The sequence below is a fragment of the Frondihabitans cladoniiphilus genome (genome assembly GCF_039544345.1).
GTDB classification, from domain to species: domain Bacteria; phylum Actinomycetota; class Actinomycetes; order Actinomycetales; family Microbacteriaceae; genus Frondihabitans; species Frondihabitans cladoniiphilus.
Genome location: NZ_BAABLM010000001.1, coordinates 656,198 through 672,941, shown reverse-complemented (window position 1 = coordinate 672,941; position 16,744 = coordinate 656,198). Strand labels below are relative to the sequence as shown.

The following is a 16,744-nucleotide window of genomic DNA, read 5'->3' as shown; positions in this document are numbered from 1 at the left end:
GCATGCGCCTGACCTTCACCCCCACGAGCCCGAACGACGCGGCGACCGCCGGCGGCGCGGCCGTCCACGACGTGGTGCTCGACGCCGAGGCGACGGTCACTGTCGGGGAGCTCGCCGAGGCGCTGAGGGTGCATCCCGACGAGATCGCGCCCGGCGCCGATCCCTCGACCGAAGCCGCTTCGGCGGGCGTCCTGATCGGCACGACGCTCCCCCGCACCGTCGACGAGCTGCTGCCCGTCGGCGCCGTGCGACTCGAGGTCGTCGGCGGGCCGTTCTCCGGCGACACCGTCGGGCTTCCTGCCGGCGCCACGGTCACAGTCGGGCGGGGCGACGACCAGCTCCTCCAGATCCTCGACCCGTTCGTGGAGGCCCACCACGCGACACTCGAGGTGGCCCGCGAGAACGCGACCCCGGGCACTCCAGCCACGATGACCGTTTCGCCCGCCGCCGATGCGACGGTCGTGGTCAACGGCGCGGTCGTGTCGGAGACGAGCGCGATCGGCGAGGACGACCTGGTGCAGATCGGATCGAGCATCCTCCGTCTCGGGCGTCAGCCGGCACGCAATGCCGACGTGTCGCCGGAGGGGCTCGGGCACGTCGCCTACAACCGGTCGTCGCGGATCCCCCGCCAGACACCGCAGCCCGCGATCACCCTGCCCGGCGAGAAGCCGACGTCGGCCGATCGGACGCCCCTGCCCTGGCTCTCGGCCATGCTGCCCGTGGTGATCGGCGTCGTGATGGCTTTCGCGTTCCGGCAGCCGATCATGCTCGTGATGGCGGCCGCGTCGCCGATCATGGTCATCGGCAACAACGTCACGTCGAGGCGGACCTCGAAGCGCAGCGGCAAGCGCACCGTCGCCAAGTGGCGCGACGAGACCGTGGCCGCCCGCGCCGCCGTGGCCGTCGCCGCCGAGTCGCAGAGGGTGCGCAGTTGGCACGACGACCTCGACCCCGTCGCACTCACCGACATCGCGACAACGCCCACCTCGCGCCTCTGGGAACGACGACGAGGCGAGCAGGATGCCCTCTCCCTCCGTCTCGGCGTCGGGGAGACTCCCCTCGCCGCCTCGTTCCAGGGCTCCCTCTCGTCCACGCGCAGCCCGGACTTCGGCGTCTCTCCCGCCCCCGTCACCGTCGACCTCGCCGAGGGCGTCGTCGGGATCGCCGGGCCCCGATCCGTCGCGCTCGACCTCGCTCGCACGCTGATGATCCAGCTCGCCGTCACCCGCTCCCCGCGAGACCTGCACCTCGTGCTCCTCTGCGATCAGCAGGCGGAGGCCGAGTGGGCTTTCGCCCGCCTCCTGCCGCATCTCGACGGCGAACCCACTGCTCTCGCGGCGATCGGCAACACGTCCGACACGCGACTGGCCCGTCTGCGCGAGCTGGGCATCCTCCTCGATGCCCGTCGCACCGCAGCAGGCAGCCGGTCGACGGCCGAATTCGACAGCCACGTCGTCGTCTTCATCGACCAGGCCCGCGCCTATCGCACGCTGCCCGGAATGGTGACACTGCTCGAGCACGGCCCGTCGGTGGGCATCCACGTCGTCGCCGTCGAGGAGGACCGAGCGCGGCTCCCGGAGGAGTCGGCGACCGAGATCGTCGTCGACGCGGCCGACCCGACCCTGGCCCGGGTGTCGTCCGTCGGGGCCGTGCACGAGAACGTCCTGCTCGACGCGCTCTCGCCCATCAAGGCCGAGCGCATCGCCCGCGCGCTGGCTCCGATCGTCCACGTCGGCGGGGTCGGCGACGACAACCTGCTGCCCGCCTCCGTCCGCTTCGTCGACCTGCTCGACGTCGACCTCGACGACCCGCAGCCGATCGCCGCCCGCTGGTCCTACGCTCCCCGCGAGACGCGGGCCGTCGTCGGGGCCTCCGCCGACGGCGAGTTCGCGCTCGACCTCGCGAAGGACGGCCCGCACGGCCTCGTCGCGGGCACGACCGGCGCCGGCAAGTCCGAGTTCTTGCAGACGCTCGTGATCTCGCTGGCCCTCGCCAACCGTCCCGACGCCCTCACCTTCGTGCTCGTCGACTACAAGGGCGGCTCGGCGTTCGCCGACTGCGAGCGGCTCCCCCACACGGTCGGCCTGGTGACGAACCTCGACGGCCGCGAGACCGAGCGGGCCCTCGAATCGCTCGACGCCGAGCTCAAGCGTCGCGAGCACGTGTTGAAGGACATGGGGGCGAAGGATGCCGACGCCGCCTGGGAGAGGGATCCCACGACCGCCGCCTCCCGCGGCCTGGCCCGCCTCGTGCTCGTGATCGACGAGTTCGCCGAGCTCAAGACCGAGCTGCCCGACTTCGTGGACGGCCTCGTGCGGATCGCCCGGGTCGGCCGCTCCCTCGGCGTGCACCTGATCCTCGCGACTCAACGCCCGTCGGGAGCGATCACGCCCGAGATGCAGTCGAACACGAACCTGCGCGTGGCGCTCCGGGTCACCGACAAAGGCGACTCGACCGATGTCCTCGGGTCACCCGAAGCCGCTTCGATCTCGACGTCGACCCCCGGCCGCGGGTACGCCCGACGCGGGGCCGGCGCAGCGCCCGCGGGGTTCCAGACCGCCCGCGTGGCCGGGAGGCGCCCGGGGCTGGTGCATGCCCGGTCGTCGGCACCGAGCATCCTCACCCGGTCGTGGCGGGAACTCGGGGTGCCGGTGGTGTTCCCGGCGCGTGGTGGTGCTGCGGGTGCTGTCGGTGCTGTCGGTGCCGCTGCAGGTGCTTTCGGTGCGGGGGCCGGTGGCGCTCCGGTCGATCACGACGACACCGATCTGCGCGCTCTCGTCAATGTCATCCAGCAGGCGTCCGACCGGATCGGCGTGGGGCGGAACCCGTCGCCCTGGCTTCCGCCCCTTCCGAGCGTGGTGACGACGGACGACGTGACGGTCGGTGGCGCCGGGCCGGCCGGGTCGGTGCCGACGGTCGGGTCGCTCCCGTCCGTCGTGCTGGGTCTCGAAGACGTCCCCTCCGAGCAGGCCCAGCGCCCCCTCACCTGGAACGTCGAGTCGTCCTCGCACCTCGAGCTCATCGGCGGGGCCCGGTCGGGACGCACCTCGACGCTCCGCGCACTCGTCGCCCAGCTCGGCGCGACGCACTCCCCCGACGACCTCCACCTCTACGCCATCGACTACGGCAACGGCGGGCTCGGTCCGATGCGCGGCCTCCCGCACTGCGGCGCCGTCGTCACGCCGCTCGAGTCGGGCCGCCTGGAGCGCTTCGTCTCGCGCCTCGGGGCCGAGATCGGCCGTCGGCAGTCGGTGCTCTCGAAGGACTCCTACGGGGACATCCGCGAGCAGCGATCCGCCGCATCCGTCCACGACCGTCTGCCCTACGTGGTGGTCGTCCTCGACGGCTGGGAGCGATTGGCGAGCGATCTCGGGCAGGACGCCCTCGCCCCGTTCCGCGACGCGATCATCCGTGTTCTCCGAGAGGGTCCCGCGGTGGGCATCCGTGTCGTGATCAGTGGCGACCGCTCGCTCATCAACGACAAGGTGTCGGCTTTCATCGACACCAAGTACCTGTTCCCGATGACCGATCGTGAGGACTACCGCACGAGCGGGATCCCCCTCCGCGGGCTGCCCGCCGAGATCGGCCCGGGGCGCGTCTTCTACGGCACGCCGCTGCACGAGGCGCAGATGGTGCTGCTGCCGGGCGGGACGACGGGCGAGGCGCAGGCGGCGGCGTTCCGGGCGGCGGTGGCGGCTGCGGTCGCTGCTGCGACGGCGACGGCGACGGCGACGGACGGTGCCTCAGCGTCGGGTGCTGCGTCGGGGTCCGTGTCGGGCGGTGCGACGGGGTCCCGCTCGCGCCCGTTCCGCGTGGACGTCCTTCCCGCCTCGCTCACGGTCGCGGAGTCCGAAACCCTCCCCCTCCTTGGGCGCGGAACGGTGGTCGGCGTGGGCGGCGACGACCTCTCCCGCTACGCCGTCGACCTCGCCGAGAACCCCGGCTTCCTCGTCGTCGGCGACCGGCGGTCGGGTCGGTCGACCGTCCTGGCGTTGATCGCCGAGCAGCTGGCCGGTGGGGGCGCCTCCGCGGCGCGGCCGGTGGCGATCGTGGCGACGCGCGACTCGGTGTTGCGGTCCGCGGGACGTGCGCTGGGCATCCCCCTGCTCACCGACGACACCCTGTCGCCCGACGCCTTCGAGGCGATCCTGGCTCCGGCGCGCGAGGCGGCATCGGGGGCCGGCGCCATCGTTCTGCTCATCGACGACGTCGAGGGCTTGAAGGACACCCCGCTCGAGCGAGCCATCATGGACGACCGCGGCTCGTTCACCTTCGTCGTCGTCGCCCACGTCGAGGAGGCGGGCGGGCTGTACAAGGGGCCGTTCACCGAGGCGAAGAAGGCGAGACGGGGGATGCTCCTCTCAGCTCCCGCGGCGATGAACGGCACGCAGACCTTCGGTTCGCCCTTGCCGCGGCAGTTCCAGGGGCAGGCGCTTCCCGGTCGGGCCGCCCTGTTCTGGGACGGCTCGTACGTCGAGGTGCAGGTGCCGCTGCCCTGACCCGCACCGCGCCGTGGTCCAGAGGTGGTCGACGACGGACTTGAGGGTGCGGGTCGGCCGGCTTGGCCTTCGGGGCAGCCGCGGCCGTGCATCCCGCGCTCTCGACCGCCAGTGTCGGCAACTCAGGCTCGATGACGCGCTCGGCGTCAGAACGAGCCCCGGCGCGCTATCCGTCCTGAGCCACCGACCGACCCACCCGGGCCTGCCGACCCGCACCCCCGGTGCGCGGGGCGGCACCCCCGACGCGCGAAGCCGCACCCCGCCGACCGCACCGCACCCTTGTCCACAGGTGGTCGACGACGGACTCGAGGGTGCGGGTCGGCGGGGCGGCGTCGTGGGCCACCGCCGTGCATCCCGCGCTCTCGACCGCCAGTGTCGGCAACTCAGGCTCGATGACGCGCTCGGCGTCCAGACGGGCCCCGGCGCGCTATCCGACCTTAGTTGGAAACCGACCCACCCGAGCCTGCCGCCCCGCACCCCCGGCGCGCGCAGCAGCACCCCCGACGCGCGAAGCCGCACCCCGCCGGCCTCCGAGCCGGCGAGGCTAGCGGCCGCCCCGACGACGCAGCCAGGTCGACACGGCGACTCCGGCGGCGACCAGCACCAGCAGCACCACCACGACCACGACGAGCGGCACGATCGGCGACGAAGAGGAGGTGTCGTCGCACGTCGTGACGCCCGAGACGCACGAGGCCAGGTAGCCGGTCATGCCTCGACGTCTCCCGACTCGACGGCGCCAGCGACGGCGCCGGCTACAGGAGCAGCGACCGCGCCAGCGACAGGAGCAGCCACCGGAGCAGCAACCCCGCCCAGGCCCGCGTCGACGCCGACCGCACCGCGCACCGGCGGCTCCCCGAGCCGCCCGTCGGCCAACCGCACTCGGAGCGACAGCCGCCGCGGTCTCGTGACCGTCGCCTCGATCACGACCTCCGGCAGGCGCCCGTGCCGCAGCGGCCAGGGCAGGTCGGTCAGAGTCAGCGGACCGCGCGGGTTTCGCAGGAACGGGATCCGCACCAGCCCGGCCGCCAGGACGCTCGACGGCACGTCGTAGTACCGATGCAGCCGGAGCTCGACGTCGCGGAGCCACTGGGCCTTGAGGGTGCGGATCTGCGCCGAGCTGAGCGCCGCCGCGATCCGTGCGGCGACCAGAACAGCGACAGTGACGATCCACGGGCCGACGTAGCTCCAGGCGTCGCGGACGCTGTGCGCCTTCGGAATCTCTCGGAGGAAGCCGGCGACGCCGAGCTGCGCGAAGAGGTAGCCGAAGTACGCTCCTGCGGCCCAGCACACCGCCCATGCCAGATACCAGACCGGCCAGTCGACCGCAGGCGCTTCCACGTCGCTGACCCGCGCGGCCCGGCCCACCGTCAGACCTCGTCCACCGTCGCCGAGAACGAGCCGAACTCGATGCGCGATCCGGGGTCCACCTCGAGCCGGACGCCGGGTGCGCACTCGAACGAACTGCCGTCGGGATACACCAGGGTCGTTCCGTTCACGCTGTCGAGGTCGGAGACCCACAGGGCTCCGTCATACTGGCCGAACACGAAGTGCATGCGCGAGATCGACTTCAGCGGGTCGGGGATCGTGACGAGCGTGACGTCGCTCGAGCCGTCGACCTCCTCGTCGAGAGGGCGCAGCCCGGGGTTCCGCCCCACGACACCGTAGGAGGAGGCCCGGACGACCGCGCCGTTGCTGAACGTGAATCGATAGGTGCTCACCGGTTCTCCCGTCGTTCCTGCCGCGCCGCCCGTCGACCGAGCCTCCATCTTGTCAGTCCGTCGACGAGCGATCGCGCCGTCAGGTGGTAGCGGAGGCGTTCCCAGCGGGTCGGGGCCGTCGCCTGGATGCTGCGCCGTGCATCCCGCGTCTCCGCCCAGAACGCCTCGACCTCGGCGGCCGTGAGCACCTGTCGCGAGAAGACGCTGCGTTCGGCCCGCTCGGCGAGTCGCACCACCTCGGGCGTACCGACGGCGGCCGCCACCTCGGAGCGGGTGGATGCACGGTGCAGCGCCGCCGCCAGCCGCGGCCCCGAGTCGTGCACAGCGTCTTCGAGCTCGTTCCACGCGCCGCTCACCGTGGTCTCGGCCCGGTCGCGCCGACGGCGGATTCGTCGGCGAAGGAGACGCGCCAAAGCGATGGCCCACAACGGTGCGAGCACGATCGCGGCGATCACCAAGATCGGGAGACCAATGCGCAGGACCTCGAGGAGTACGAGAAGCCAGGCGGGCGCGCCGGAGTCCTGCTTGGTCTTCTGGCCGTCGCGGTTCTGCGTCACCGCGGTGTCGTTCTTCGACGGCGGCGGGGGCGGAAGAACCGTCTGAGGGCGAGCGACCGACTGGGTCTCCTCGGTCTGCGGCGACGGGACGGGGCGCGGCTTCGGGTTGGGGTCGATGTCGACCCAGGCGCCGGTCGAGGTCTGCACCTCGACCCAGGCGGTGAGGTCGGCACCCGTGAAGGTCGTCGTGCCCTGCGAGCCCGACGCACCCGTGCCCGCGAATCCCACCACGACCCGCGACGGGAACCCGAGCTGGCGTGCGAGCAGCGCCAGCGCCGGGGCGTACTGCTCGGCATCACCCAGCATCGGCGTCGCGGTCAGGAGCGTCTGCAGGCGCCCGGCGGTGTGGCCGGCGGCACTGAACGGTTCGCCCTGCCCCGAGTCACTGACGTACCCGGAACGCAGCCAGGTCGTCACAGCGGCGAGTCGGGCACCGGGCGTGCTGCCGGTCGCGTGCGCCTTCACGACGGCGGCGAGGGCCGCGGGCACGGCGGCCGGCTTCGTCTGCTTCGCCGTGCCCGGACGCAGCGCGGCGACCTGGTCGAGGGAGGGCGTCGAGGGGACGACAGCCGCGACCTGATACGTCTCCCCCGCCGTCATGCCGGCGCGGACGGCCGCGGTGCTCGTCTCCTTGTTCACGTAGACGGTGCCGTCGACCGCACCGGGTCGGGCCGCGGCGCTGCCGGAGACCGGAGGCCCGATCGTCACCGACTCCACGTCGCCCACCGTCGGGAGCCAGACGCCGCGGTATGCGTCGACGGTCACCGAGACCGTGGCCGGCAGCCCCGACGAGCGGCTGCCCGACGCCCTGCTGCGGTCGATGCGCGACGGCACCAGGGCGAAGGTCCCCGACGAGGCCGACGCCGCCCCGTCGCCCACGGCGAACACGAGCCCGTCGTAGTCGTCGAGGGTCGCGACCCGCACTCGGGCGCCGGTCGGCAGCCCCGTGACGGTGAGCATCCGCTTCGCATCCCCCGGCGGCAGGACGTCGTTGCGGAACCCGACGAGCGGGCTCACCTGATGCGACGGATCGAACGGCGGCACGACGGCCGTGCGGAGCACCTGCCGCGACACGGCAGGTGGGTTGCCGGCGACGACGAGCCCGCCTGCCGCAGCGCAGACGAGGACGAGCATCGCGGCTGCAGCGCCGCGCGCGAACGAGCGCCCGTCCGCGATCACCGGCCGCACGGCCCAGAGCAGCGCGACGACGACGAAGGCCAGGCCGGCCACGAGCGGCGCGACGACGACGAAGGCCAGGCCGGCCACGAGCGGCGCGACGGCACGCGTCCCTCCCACGGCGATACCGAACGCCAGCACGCCGACCGCCGGCGCGATCGCCCAGCCCGGTCGGCTCGTGCGCAGGACGAGCGACACCGACACCACGGTCGCCACCAGCAGCACGACCAGGGCGGGAACGAGCAGGGCTTGGAAGTCGCCGAGCGGCAGATCGACCGAGAGCATCCGCTGCCACGACGTCGCCGTTCCCGTCACGAGGTCGCGGAACCCCGTCGCGGTCGGCAGCACGCGCGACGCCGCCTCGGTGGGCACCGCGAGAGGCACGCCGACGATCAGGTAGACCACCGCTGTGAGTGCCACGACGGCGTACCAGGGCAGCCTTCGCCACGCTCCGACGACGCCGATGGCACCGCCCAGCACCAGCGCACCCACACTGACGGCCACGAACGCGGGATGCTCGTACACGGCCCCGAGCGGAACGGCGGCGATTGCGAGCAGCACCCCGGCGAACCCCAGGTCGGGCAGGCGGGGCACGAGCGTGCTGCGACGTTCGGCCGACCGATCTGCGGCAGCGCGACGTGCGGCACGGCGATTTGCGCCTCCGCCATCTGAGGCTCGGCGATCTGCGGCCCGGCGAGACGCGGCGCGGCCAGGTTCAACCCGCCGGCGCCCGCCGTTTCGAGGGCCGGCCCCGCGCATCCCCCGGCTCATTCCTGCGCCCCTCGGTGGAGCGCCGCGCGCAGGTCGTCGAGGTAGCCGATGGTGACGATGCTGAGCTCGCCGATGCGCCGCAGCGACGGCTCGGCTGTCGGCCGGCACACCACCACCACGATCTGCACGCCGAGCGGGAACCGCAGCGACCACGACTGCAGCTCGCGCAGGCTCGGGGTCGAGCCGCAGACGAGGAACACCAGCGAGATGCCCGAGACCTGCTCGGTGGCGAGCCGCGCCAGGGCGCTCAGCCCCACGGTGGACGTGCCGGACGCGAGCGAGCTGACGTCGTCGAGCAGACGCTGACGTGACGACGACGCGACGACCCGCGGGGCGCGGACCTCGTCGTCGGGAGCGGCGAACGCCGGTGTGGCGGGGCTGGTCAGGACGGAGAGGTCGCGCCCGTCGCGGATGGCACGGAGGGCGATCGACGAGGCGGCGCCGACGGCGAGCTCGAACTCGTCCGGGTCGGCGTAGTCGGCGTCGGCGAGCCCGAAGGCGACGACGAGGTGGCTGCGCCGGGTCTCCTCGAACTGGCGCACCGTGAGCTGGCCGGTGCGGGCCGTGCTCTTCCAGTGGATGTGCCGCCGGTCGTCGCCGGGCCGGTACTCGCGGAGAGCGTGGAAGGAGATGTCGCTCGCCGTCAGATCGCGTGTCGGGCTGCCCTCCAGGTCGCGGATGAAGCCCGTGCTGGTCGACGGGACGACGACGGTCGCGGGATGCACGAACACCTCGACCGTCTCGGTCCACTCCACGTCGCGGCGGAACAACCCGAGCGGGTCGCCCCGCACCGTCCGCACCGGCCCCACGGTCACGATGCCGCGCTGCCGGGCCGGGACTTCGAACGCGGTCGAGCTCCGGCCCGACTCCCCGACGCCGGGAAGCCGCAGGGGCACCAGCTCGGCACCGATCCGCACCTCCAACCTGGCGCCCCACAGCGGTCGTCGCGAGTCCGCTCCGAGTTCGACGCTGCCCTCGACCGGCGACCCCACGACGGTCCGCCGCGTCTCCACCGTGAGCGCGACGGTGAAGCGGGTGCGGCCGATCAGGAACAGGGCCGAGACGGCGGCGAGGATGCCCGTGCCGACGCCCGCCACCGCGAACTCGGTCCAGCCCAGCCCGTACCCGAGGCCGAGCGCTAGAACCGAGCCGGCGAGGACGGCCCAGCCCAGCGGGGTGACGACGCCGGTCGCCGTCCGGGCCGCTCCGCCCACAACCGTCTCCCACCGGCGCAGAGCCCGTCGCGCGTGCCGATACGCCCCGGAGCGGGACAGGCCCGAGCGCCTGGAGGAGGTGGCGGTCAGGCCGGTGCCGGAGGTGCGGGTCGGACTCACACGGACAGCCGTTCGTGCGGCGGGACCACGTCGAGCAGGATCCGGCCCACCACGCTGGTCGGAGTCACCCCGTCGAACTCGGCCTCCGGGTCGAGCACGAGGCGGTGGGCCAGCACCGGCTCGGCCAGGGCCTTGACGTCGTCGGGCAGCACGTAGGTGCGCCCCTGGAGGGCGGCCCAGGTCATCGACGAGCGCACCAGCGCCAGCGCGCCGCGGACGCTCGAGCCCAGCCGGACCTCCGAGGCCGAGCGTGTGGCGTCGACGAGGCGGGAGACGTAGTCGAGGATGGCCGAGTCGGTGGTCACGAGTTTGGCGGTCTCGATCATCGACCTCAGGTCGTGGACCGAGAGGATCGGCTCCAGGGTGCGCTGATGCGACTTCACCCGGACGCCCTCGAGGATGCGACGTGTGGACACGGCGTCGGGATACCCGAGGGTGGTCTTGAGCAGGAAGCGGTCGAGCTGAGCCTCCGGCAGCCGATAGGTGCCGGCCTGCTCGACGGGGTTCTGCGTGGCGATGACCATGAACGGGTCCGGCACCGAATGGGTCACGCCGTCCACGGTGACCCGCGACTCCTCCATCACCTCGAGGAGGGCCGACTGGGTCTTGGGGCTCGCCCGGTTGATCTCGTCGGCCAGCAGCACGTTGGAGAACACCGGCCCGGTGTGGAACTCGAACACGCCGTTCTTCTGGTCGTACATGCTCATGCCGGTCACGTCGCCGGGGAGCAGGTCGGGAGTGAACTGGATCCGGTTGCTCGTGCCTCCCACCGTCTGCGCGAGAGCGCGTGCCAGCGACGTCTTGCCGGTGCCCGGGAAGTCCTCGAGAAGGAGGTGGCCCTCGCTGAGCAGGGTCGTCAGGGCGAGCTGCACGACGTGGGGTTTGCCGAGCAGGACCTGCTCGACGTTGGCCACCAGACGGGCGGCCACCTCTTTGAACCAGGCGGCCTGCTCGAGGGTCATGACCTCGTCGGGGACGCCAGAGGGCACGCCCGAGGGGACGCCTGCGGGGATGCCCTCGGGAACGGCGGGAGTGGTCATGGCTCAGGGGCCTTTCGTCGGGGGCGGGGTGGTCGCGGCGACCGCCGCGAGGGGCTTCAAGGAGTCGCCGATCTTCGTCGACGGGCCGCAGGAGTCGTTGCCGCCGAACCGGCAGGCACGGGCGTAGACGTCCCAGGTCGAGCCGTACGCGGTCGAACTCGCCCCGGGGCCGGTGATGTAGGCGCCCTTCTGCGCGATCGTGCTCCAGGTCGCCGGCTGCGCTCCGTGCGCGACGAGGCTGTACTGGTAGTGGTCGACCGTCGAGCTCGTGTCGGTCAGCGGCCCGACGAGGATGTCGGTCGCGACCTCCGTCCCGCCCGGCTTCTGCTTCGACAGGGTCGCCTTGCCCGACGGGGCGGCGGGCAACGAGGTGTCGGCGGAACTGTTGGTGAACCGGCTGCAGAACAGCCCGTTGCTGGCGTACACCGCGTACGAGCCGTTGCCCTGCGCATAGCCGTCGTCGACCCAGCTCGTCGCCCCGCCCACGTTCACGCCCGGCATCGAGCCCGGCGAGCAGTTCGACGGGTCGCCTCCGGTCAGCCGCTGCACCGAGTAGGTCAGCCCCGATCCGCCGTTCGGCGAGCCGGGCGTCCACGACACCTGCAGGGCGACGTGGCCCGGGTAGATCAGACCGGCGGCGACCGTAATGTTCGTCGGGGGCCCGACCGAGACCGACACCGCCGAGGCGGGCCCGCTCGTGTTGGTCTTGTTCTGCGCCGTGACCGAGACGCTGTACTGGTTGCCCGGCTGGATTCCGGAATCGGTAAGGAGCGCCTGGGTCTGCGTGGCCGGGACGACCTGGCTGGTGCTCACGCCCGGGCCCTGGAGGAGCACCGTGTACGACTGGATGGGCGTCCCCTTGGTGACCGTGGGCGGATCCCACCGGGCGAGCAGGGAATGCCCGTTCGGGTCGTCGCCGGTGGCCTGGAGCGTCACCTGCTGGGGCGGGTTCGGCGTGCCGTCGACGACCACGGTGTCGCTGGCCGGGCTCGGAGCGCCGTCACCGAGACCGTTCGTGGCCAGAGCCGTGAACGCGTAGGGCACCCCGTACTGGAGACCGCTCACGAGGCAGGAGTCGGGGTTGGCGCAGGTCGCGGTCACCGTGCCGTCGGTCGACCGGACGGTGTAGCCGGTGATGTCGGAGAAGTTGGGGAACGCGTGCGGGATCGCCAGGGTCACCGACGAGGTGTCGGTGTTCTTCGAGAGGATGCCCGGGGCAGCCGGGGGTGCGTCCGGCACGTCCTGGACCGTGGCCGTGATCGTGCTCGATGTGTACCGGTTCGGGTCGTCCGTCTCGTCGGCCACCTCGTACGGGATCGTGACGGTGCCGGTCGACGCCCCCTTGGCCACCGCGATCGAGACGACACTGCGATCGGCACTCGTCGAGACGGTGACCCCGGCGGGCAGAGCAGCGCCCTGACCGACGTCGACGACGCGGAGGGGGTGGCCCGGGAAGGGGTTGGTGGCCTCGTCGTTGGCGAGGACCGACACCGAGCCCTGCGACCCGCGTCGGATGGTGACCGCATCGGGGATCGGCTGCACCAGGGGCCGCGTGGACCGCACGACCGACACCGAGACGACGCCCGACTTGCCGGCGCCGGTGCGATCGGAGACCGACACCACGACCTTGGCGATCGTGCCCACCGCCGTGCCGTCGACGGTTCGAATGGTCAGGGTCGACCCGGAGACGCTCGCCGTGACGGCGCTCGGCGTGCCCGAGACCGCGGAGTAGCGGAGTTCGCTGCGGCGGTCGGGGTACGGGTAGTCGGTCAGCGCCTGGAGGTCGACGGTCGTCTGGGCCCCGGACTCGAGAGGCAGATCGGCGCCGTTCAGCACCGGAGGCTCGTCATTCTTCGGTGTGACGGTGATGGCCAGCGTGATCGTGGCCTGGTTCGCCACCGAGCCGGCCGGGCCGTCGGTCGCCGTGAAGGTGATGGAGGCCGGGCCGAAATACCCCGCCTCCGAGGTGTACTGCAGGGTCGAGGCGTCGGCGACCAGCGGCGAGCCGTTCGAGTACGTCGCGGACACGCTCGACGAGCCGGTCAGTCGCACCGCACGCCCCTGCACGCCGACCAGTTGGTCGGCCAGCCTGATGGTCAGCTTCGAGCCGCTCACCACGCTCAGCGCCGGGGCGTTGCTCCGCACCTCGGGCACGCCGTCCTCCGAGCCGGGCACCCAGAGGAACGCCGTCGACGTGACGGCGGGGTCGTCCTTGCGCGCCACCCGGAACGGGATGATCCGGCTGGACGTCCCCACGTCCGCCCGAAGGACTCCACCCGGCAGGATGCTCGCTCCCCCGTAGCCGGGAACGAGCGACAGCTCGAGGTCCGCCGTCGTCCCTTCGGCGAACGACACTCCGTCGAGAGGACGCACGTCGACGGTCTTCCGCCCGGCGACCTCCTGGGATGTGAGGGTGATGTCGGTCGCGACGGGTGCCGCACGCGGAGCGTCGGCGGCCACGTCGAGGTACAGCCAGGCGCTCGCTGTTCCGCCCCGCGCGTCCTTCGCCGTGTAGAGGATTCCGTAGCTGCCCGGCTTGGTCGGAGCCGTGACGGTGACCGCGGTGTCGGTGAAGCCGGGTGTGAGCGCGGCGCTGGAGGCTTCGACACCCGTGACCGAGAGGGTGCCCTGCCCGGGATCCGAGTCGTTGGCCAGGACGGGGACGGACAGTTTCGTGCCGGGGCGCGTGCGGACGAGGTCGTCCTGGGCCAGGGGTGGCGCGACGGTGCCGGTCGAAGCACTGACGCCGATGCGGATCGTGCCGGTGCCCGTGGATCCCACCGAGTCGACGACCGTGTACTGGAAGGTGTCGGTGCCCGACGCGTACGACCCGGCCTGGTAGGTCAGGTAGTCGCTTCCGACCTTGGAGACGGCGCCGAGCCGGGGCGCGGTGGCCTGGCCGATGAGGCTGACGGCGTCGCCGTCGGGGTCGATTCCCGAGAGCGGGATGGGAATGGTCACCGTACCGCCGGCCGTGACACGGGCCGTGACGGTGCGGGGTGCCGGAGGCCGGTCGTTCGCCGGGTCGAGGGCCTTGACCACGATGGTCACGGGAGCGGTGGCGAATTGTCCGTCGGACTGCGAGACGCGGTACTCCGCCGTGTACGTGCCGGGCTTGTCCGGGGCGAGGTAGCGGAGTTGCGTCCGGTCGGTGAAGAGGAGCCCGTCACCCGACGGCACGGTCGACACCAGCGACTCGTCGAGCTGGAGCGGCTTGTCGTCGGGCTGGCTGTCGTTGGCCAGGACGGGGATGTCGACGACCTGCCCGACTCGCACCGTGGCCGTGTCGGCGACCGCGACCGGGGCTTGGAGGCGCGACGGCTCGGGGGTCTCGACGATCGTGACGCTGCCGGTCGCGTTGGCCTTGCCGTTGGTCACGACGTAGCTGAACGTGACCGGCGCCGAAAGGGATCTGGTCAGAGTCACTCGGAGCGAGCCGTGGTCGATGATGCCCGCGACGATGCCGGAGGAGGCGGGCACGCCCCCGAGGCTGACGAGCGAGAGGACCCCACCGGCGGGATCGCTGTCCCCGGCGAGGACGTCGACCGTCCGGCTGTCTTGGAGGTAGAGGAACGCCGTCGTCGGCACGGTCACGGGCGGCAGGTTCTCGCTCGGCGGGTCGACGACGTCCACGCGGATCGTGCCGTTCGCCGTGCGCGTGCCGTCGGTCACGGAGTAGCGCACATGGTGCGTGCCCGCCCGGGTCGCCGTCACGGCGAAGGTGCCCGTCGAGTAGTCCGGCTGGAGTTGGAGGGCGTCGTCGCCGCCGACTGCAGTGACGCCGTCGAGTGTGACGGTTCCGGTGCCGCCCCGGACGTTGGGCAGCGGGGCCACGCTGATCTGCTGGCCGGTGTACCCGGTCACGGTGAACGACTCGGCGATGATCGGCACCGAGCCGGGGGCGCCGACGGTGACGCTGACCGAGCCGGTGCCCGAAGCGGACCCGTCGGAGACGACCAGGGCGATGGTGGTGATGCCTGCGGCCGATCCGCCGTCGTGGTACTGGATCGACCCGTCCTGAGTGAACGAGACAGTCGAAGGCGAGGCGGTGCTGGCGGACTGCAGGTAGAACGGGTCGGAGTCGGGGTCGACCCAGTCGGAGAGCACGTTCAGGGCGACCGTGCCGCCGGAGGAGACCGACGTGCGGGTCGGCCGGACCTGTTGGGGCGCGCCGTTCTCGTCGGCGGTGTGGACCGTGAGAGTCACCGTGGCGTGGGCCTCGTTGCCGTAGCCGTCGGTGATCGTGTACTGGAACTGCACAGACCCGGCGGCCGTCGGCCGCGTGGTCATCTGGAGCTTCTGACCGTCGGAGACGATGTCGAGACCGCCGAACTGCGGGTCGACGGCGGTCGCGGACGTGATCAGCAGCGGGTCGCCGTTCGGGTCGCTGTCGTTGAGCAGGACCGGCAGGGTGTTCGCCCGCCCCGCGCGGATGCCGAACGAGTCGTCGACCGCGACCGGCGGCTTCTGGTCGGGGTCGAGTTGGGGAGCGACGTCCTCCTGCGTGGTGGTCTGCGTCGTGTTGGTCGTGTCGTCGACGAAGTCGGACCAGTTGTCGATCAGGCGGCCGCCGTTCTGCAGCGCCCAGGCGTTTCCGCTGCGCGCATCGGTGGCGACGACGTGGTGGCCCCGGGCGGTCAGCGACACGGCAGCGCTGGCGCTCGCACCGGTCAGGGTGGTCCGGGTCGTCTTCGTGGCCGTGCCGCAGGCGCGCAGCGCCGTTCCGCCCGACCACACCGCGTAGGCGCAGCCGTCGACGACCACGGGAGCACTCGGGTTGCCGACGGCACGGGAGGCCAGTGTCGTCAGCGCCCCGTCGTCGAGGGCGACGGCCAGCAGGGACGAGCCTCGAGCGACCAGCACTCGACCGCCGGTCGGCGACGGCTGCTGAAGGACGACCGCTCCGGCGGCACTGCCCCCGGCCGGCAGCGTCACGAATCGGCCGTCCACCCAGAGCCGTCTCGAGGCGGGGTCGTACAGGACGGGCTTTCCGCCCACGAGGGTCGCCGTGACGGCCTGGGGCTTGCCGGGGAACGAGACGCGGCGACTCGACGAGGCCTGCCCGCTGGTGGTGTCGACGGAGCCGGTCACGAGCATCCGACTCTTCATGCTGTAGCCGGCATAGGCGCCGCTGGAGTCCATCGCCAGCACGGCATCGACTCCGAGGCTCATGGTGGGGGCGCTCTTGGAGCTGTACTTCGCGACTGTGCCGAGGGTCGTGACCCAGGTGTCGCCGGTCGTGGGCAGGTAGATGCCGACGTGCTCGCCGGCCGAGACGACCAGGGGCGAGCCCTCCGGGAGCGGCACCGTGTCGGTCGTCTTGGCCTGGGCCGGGTCGATCACCGCCAACGTGTTCGCCCCTCGGTCGTGCACGACGAGGTGCGACTCGTCTTGAAGGAGGGAGACGTCGTTGCCGGTCGACTTCACCGCGGCGCTCAGCTTGGCGATCGAGGTGTTGGCGGATCCGACGAGGTGTGCGGCCTCGTTCGCCACCCAGACCGAGCCGTCGTCGAGGTGCACGTCCTGGCGCGAGTAGCCCGGCGACGTGAACGCGATGACGGCGACGAGCACCACCACGACGAAGGCGGCCGCCGTCGAGAGGACGAGCGGAAGACGGGCCCGGAGCCGGGCGGCGAGGCGGCGCACGGG

At 72.2% G+C, this 16,744-nt stretch carries 8 protein-coding genes; 1 reads left to right on the top strand and 7 read right to left on the bottom strand.

Translation table 11 applies throughout. The annotated features are described in order from the left end of the window. Window positions 1-2: 2 nt before the first annotated feature. On the top strand, window positions 3-4,499 hold the full coding sequence (locus tag ABEA39_RS03130; protein WP_345373098.1) for an FtsK/SpoIIIE domain-containing protein: 4,497 nt from the start codon (window positions 3-5) through the stop codon (window positions 4,497-4,499). Window positions 4,500-5,043: 544 nt separating this feature from the next. Here ABEA39_RS03130 and ABEA39_RS03125 read toward each other — a convergent pair. From ABEA39_RS03125 to ABEA39_RS03095, 7 genes are all read right to left on the bottom strand, one after another. Further along, on the bottom strand, window positions 5,044-5,208 hold the full coding sequence (locus tag ABEA39_RS03125; protein ID WP_345373096.1) for a hypothetical protein: 165 nt from the start codon (window positions 5,206-5,208) through the stop codon (window positions 5,044-5,046). Next, window positions 5,205-5,837 (bottom strand): hypothetical protein, encoded by a 633-nt coding sequence (locus tag ABEA39_RS03120; protein ID WP_345373094.1) that lies wholly within the window; start codon window positions 5,835-5,837, stop codon window positions 5,205-5,207. Before ABEA39_RS03120 ends, ABEA39_RS03125 begins: the two co-directional genes overlap by 4 nt. 29 nt (window positions 5,838-5,866) lie before the next feature. Beyond that, entirely contained in the window at window positions 5,867-6,217 is a 351-nt protein-coding gene (locus ABEA39_RS03115) for an FHA domain-containing protein (RefSeq protein ID WP_345373092.1), read from the bottom strand. Then, window positions 6,214-8,544 (bottom strand): transglutaminase-like domain-containing protein, encoded by a 2,331-nt coding sequence (locus tag ABEA39_RS03110; RefSeq protein WP_345373090.1) that lies wholly within the window; start codon window positions 8,542-8,544, stop codon window positions 6,214-6,216. Before ABEA39_RS03110 ends, ABEA39_RS03115 begins: the two co-directional genes overlap by 4 nt. 173 nt (window positions 8,545-8,717) lie before the next feature. Then, window positions 8,718-10,055, bottom strand: coding sequence for a DUF58 domain-containing protein (locus ABEA39_RS03105; protein ID WP_345373088.1), 1,338 nt, complete (start codon window positions 10,053-10,055; stop codon window positions 8,718-8,720). Then, entirely contained in the window at window positions 10,052-11,017 is a 966-nt protein-coding gene (locus tag ABEA39_RS03100; protein ID WP_345373929.1) for an AAA family ATPase, read from the bottom strand. Before ABEA39_RS03100 ends, ABEA39_RS03105 begins: the two co-directional genes overlap by 4 nt. Window positions 11,018-11,098: 81 nt before the next feature. Further along, on the bottom strand, window positions 11,099-16,741 hold the full coding sequence (locus ABEA39_RS03095) for an Ig-like domain-containing protein (protein ID WP_345373086.1): 5,643 nt from the start codon (window positions 16,739-16,741) through the stop codon (window positions 11,099-11,101). Window positions 16,742-16,744: the final 3 nt, after the last annotated feature.

What these genes read in the sequence shown, in the direction of transcription:
- ABEA39_RS03130 (WP_345373098.1), top strand. Translation starts at nt 3, where the DNA reads ATGCGCCTGACCTTCACCCCCACGAGCCCGAACGACGCGGCGACCGCC.
- ABEA39_RS03125 (WP_345373096.1), bottom strand. Translation starts at nt 5,208, where the DNA reads ATGACCGGCTACCTGGCCTCGTGCGTCTCGGGCGTCACGACGTGCGAC.
- ABEA39_RS03100 (WP_345373929.1), bottom strand. Translation starts at nt 11,017, where the DNA reads ATGACCCTCGAGCAGGCCGCCTGGTTCAAAGAGGTGGCCGCCCGTCTG.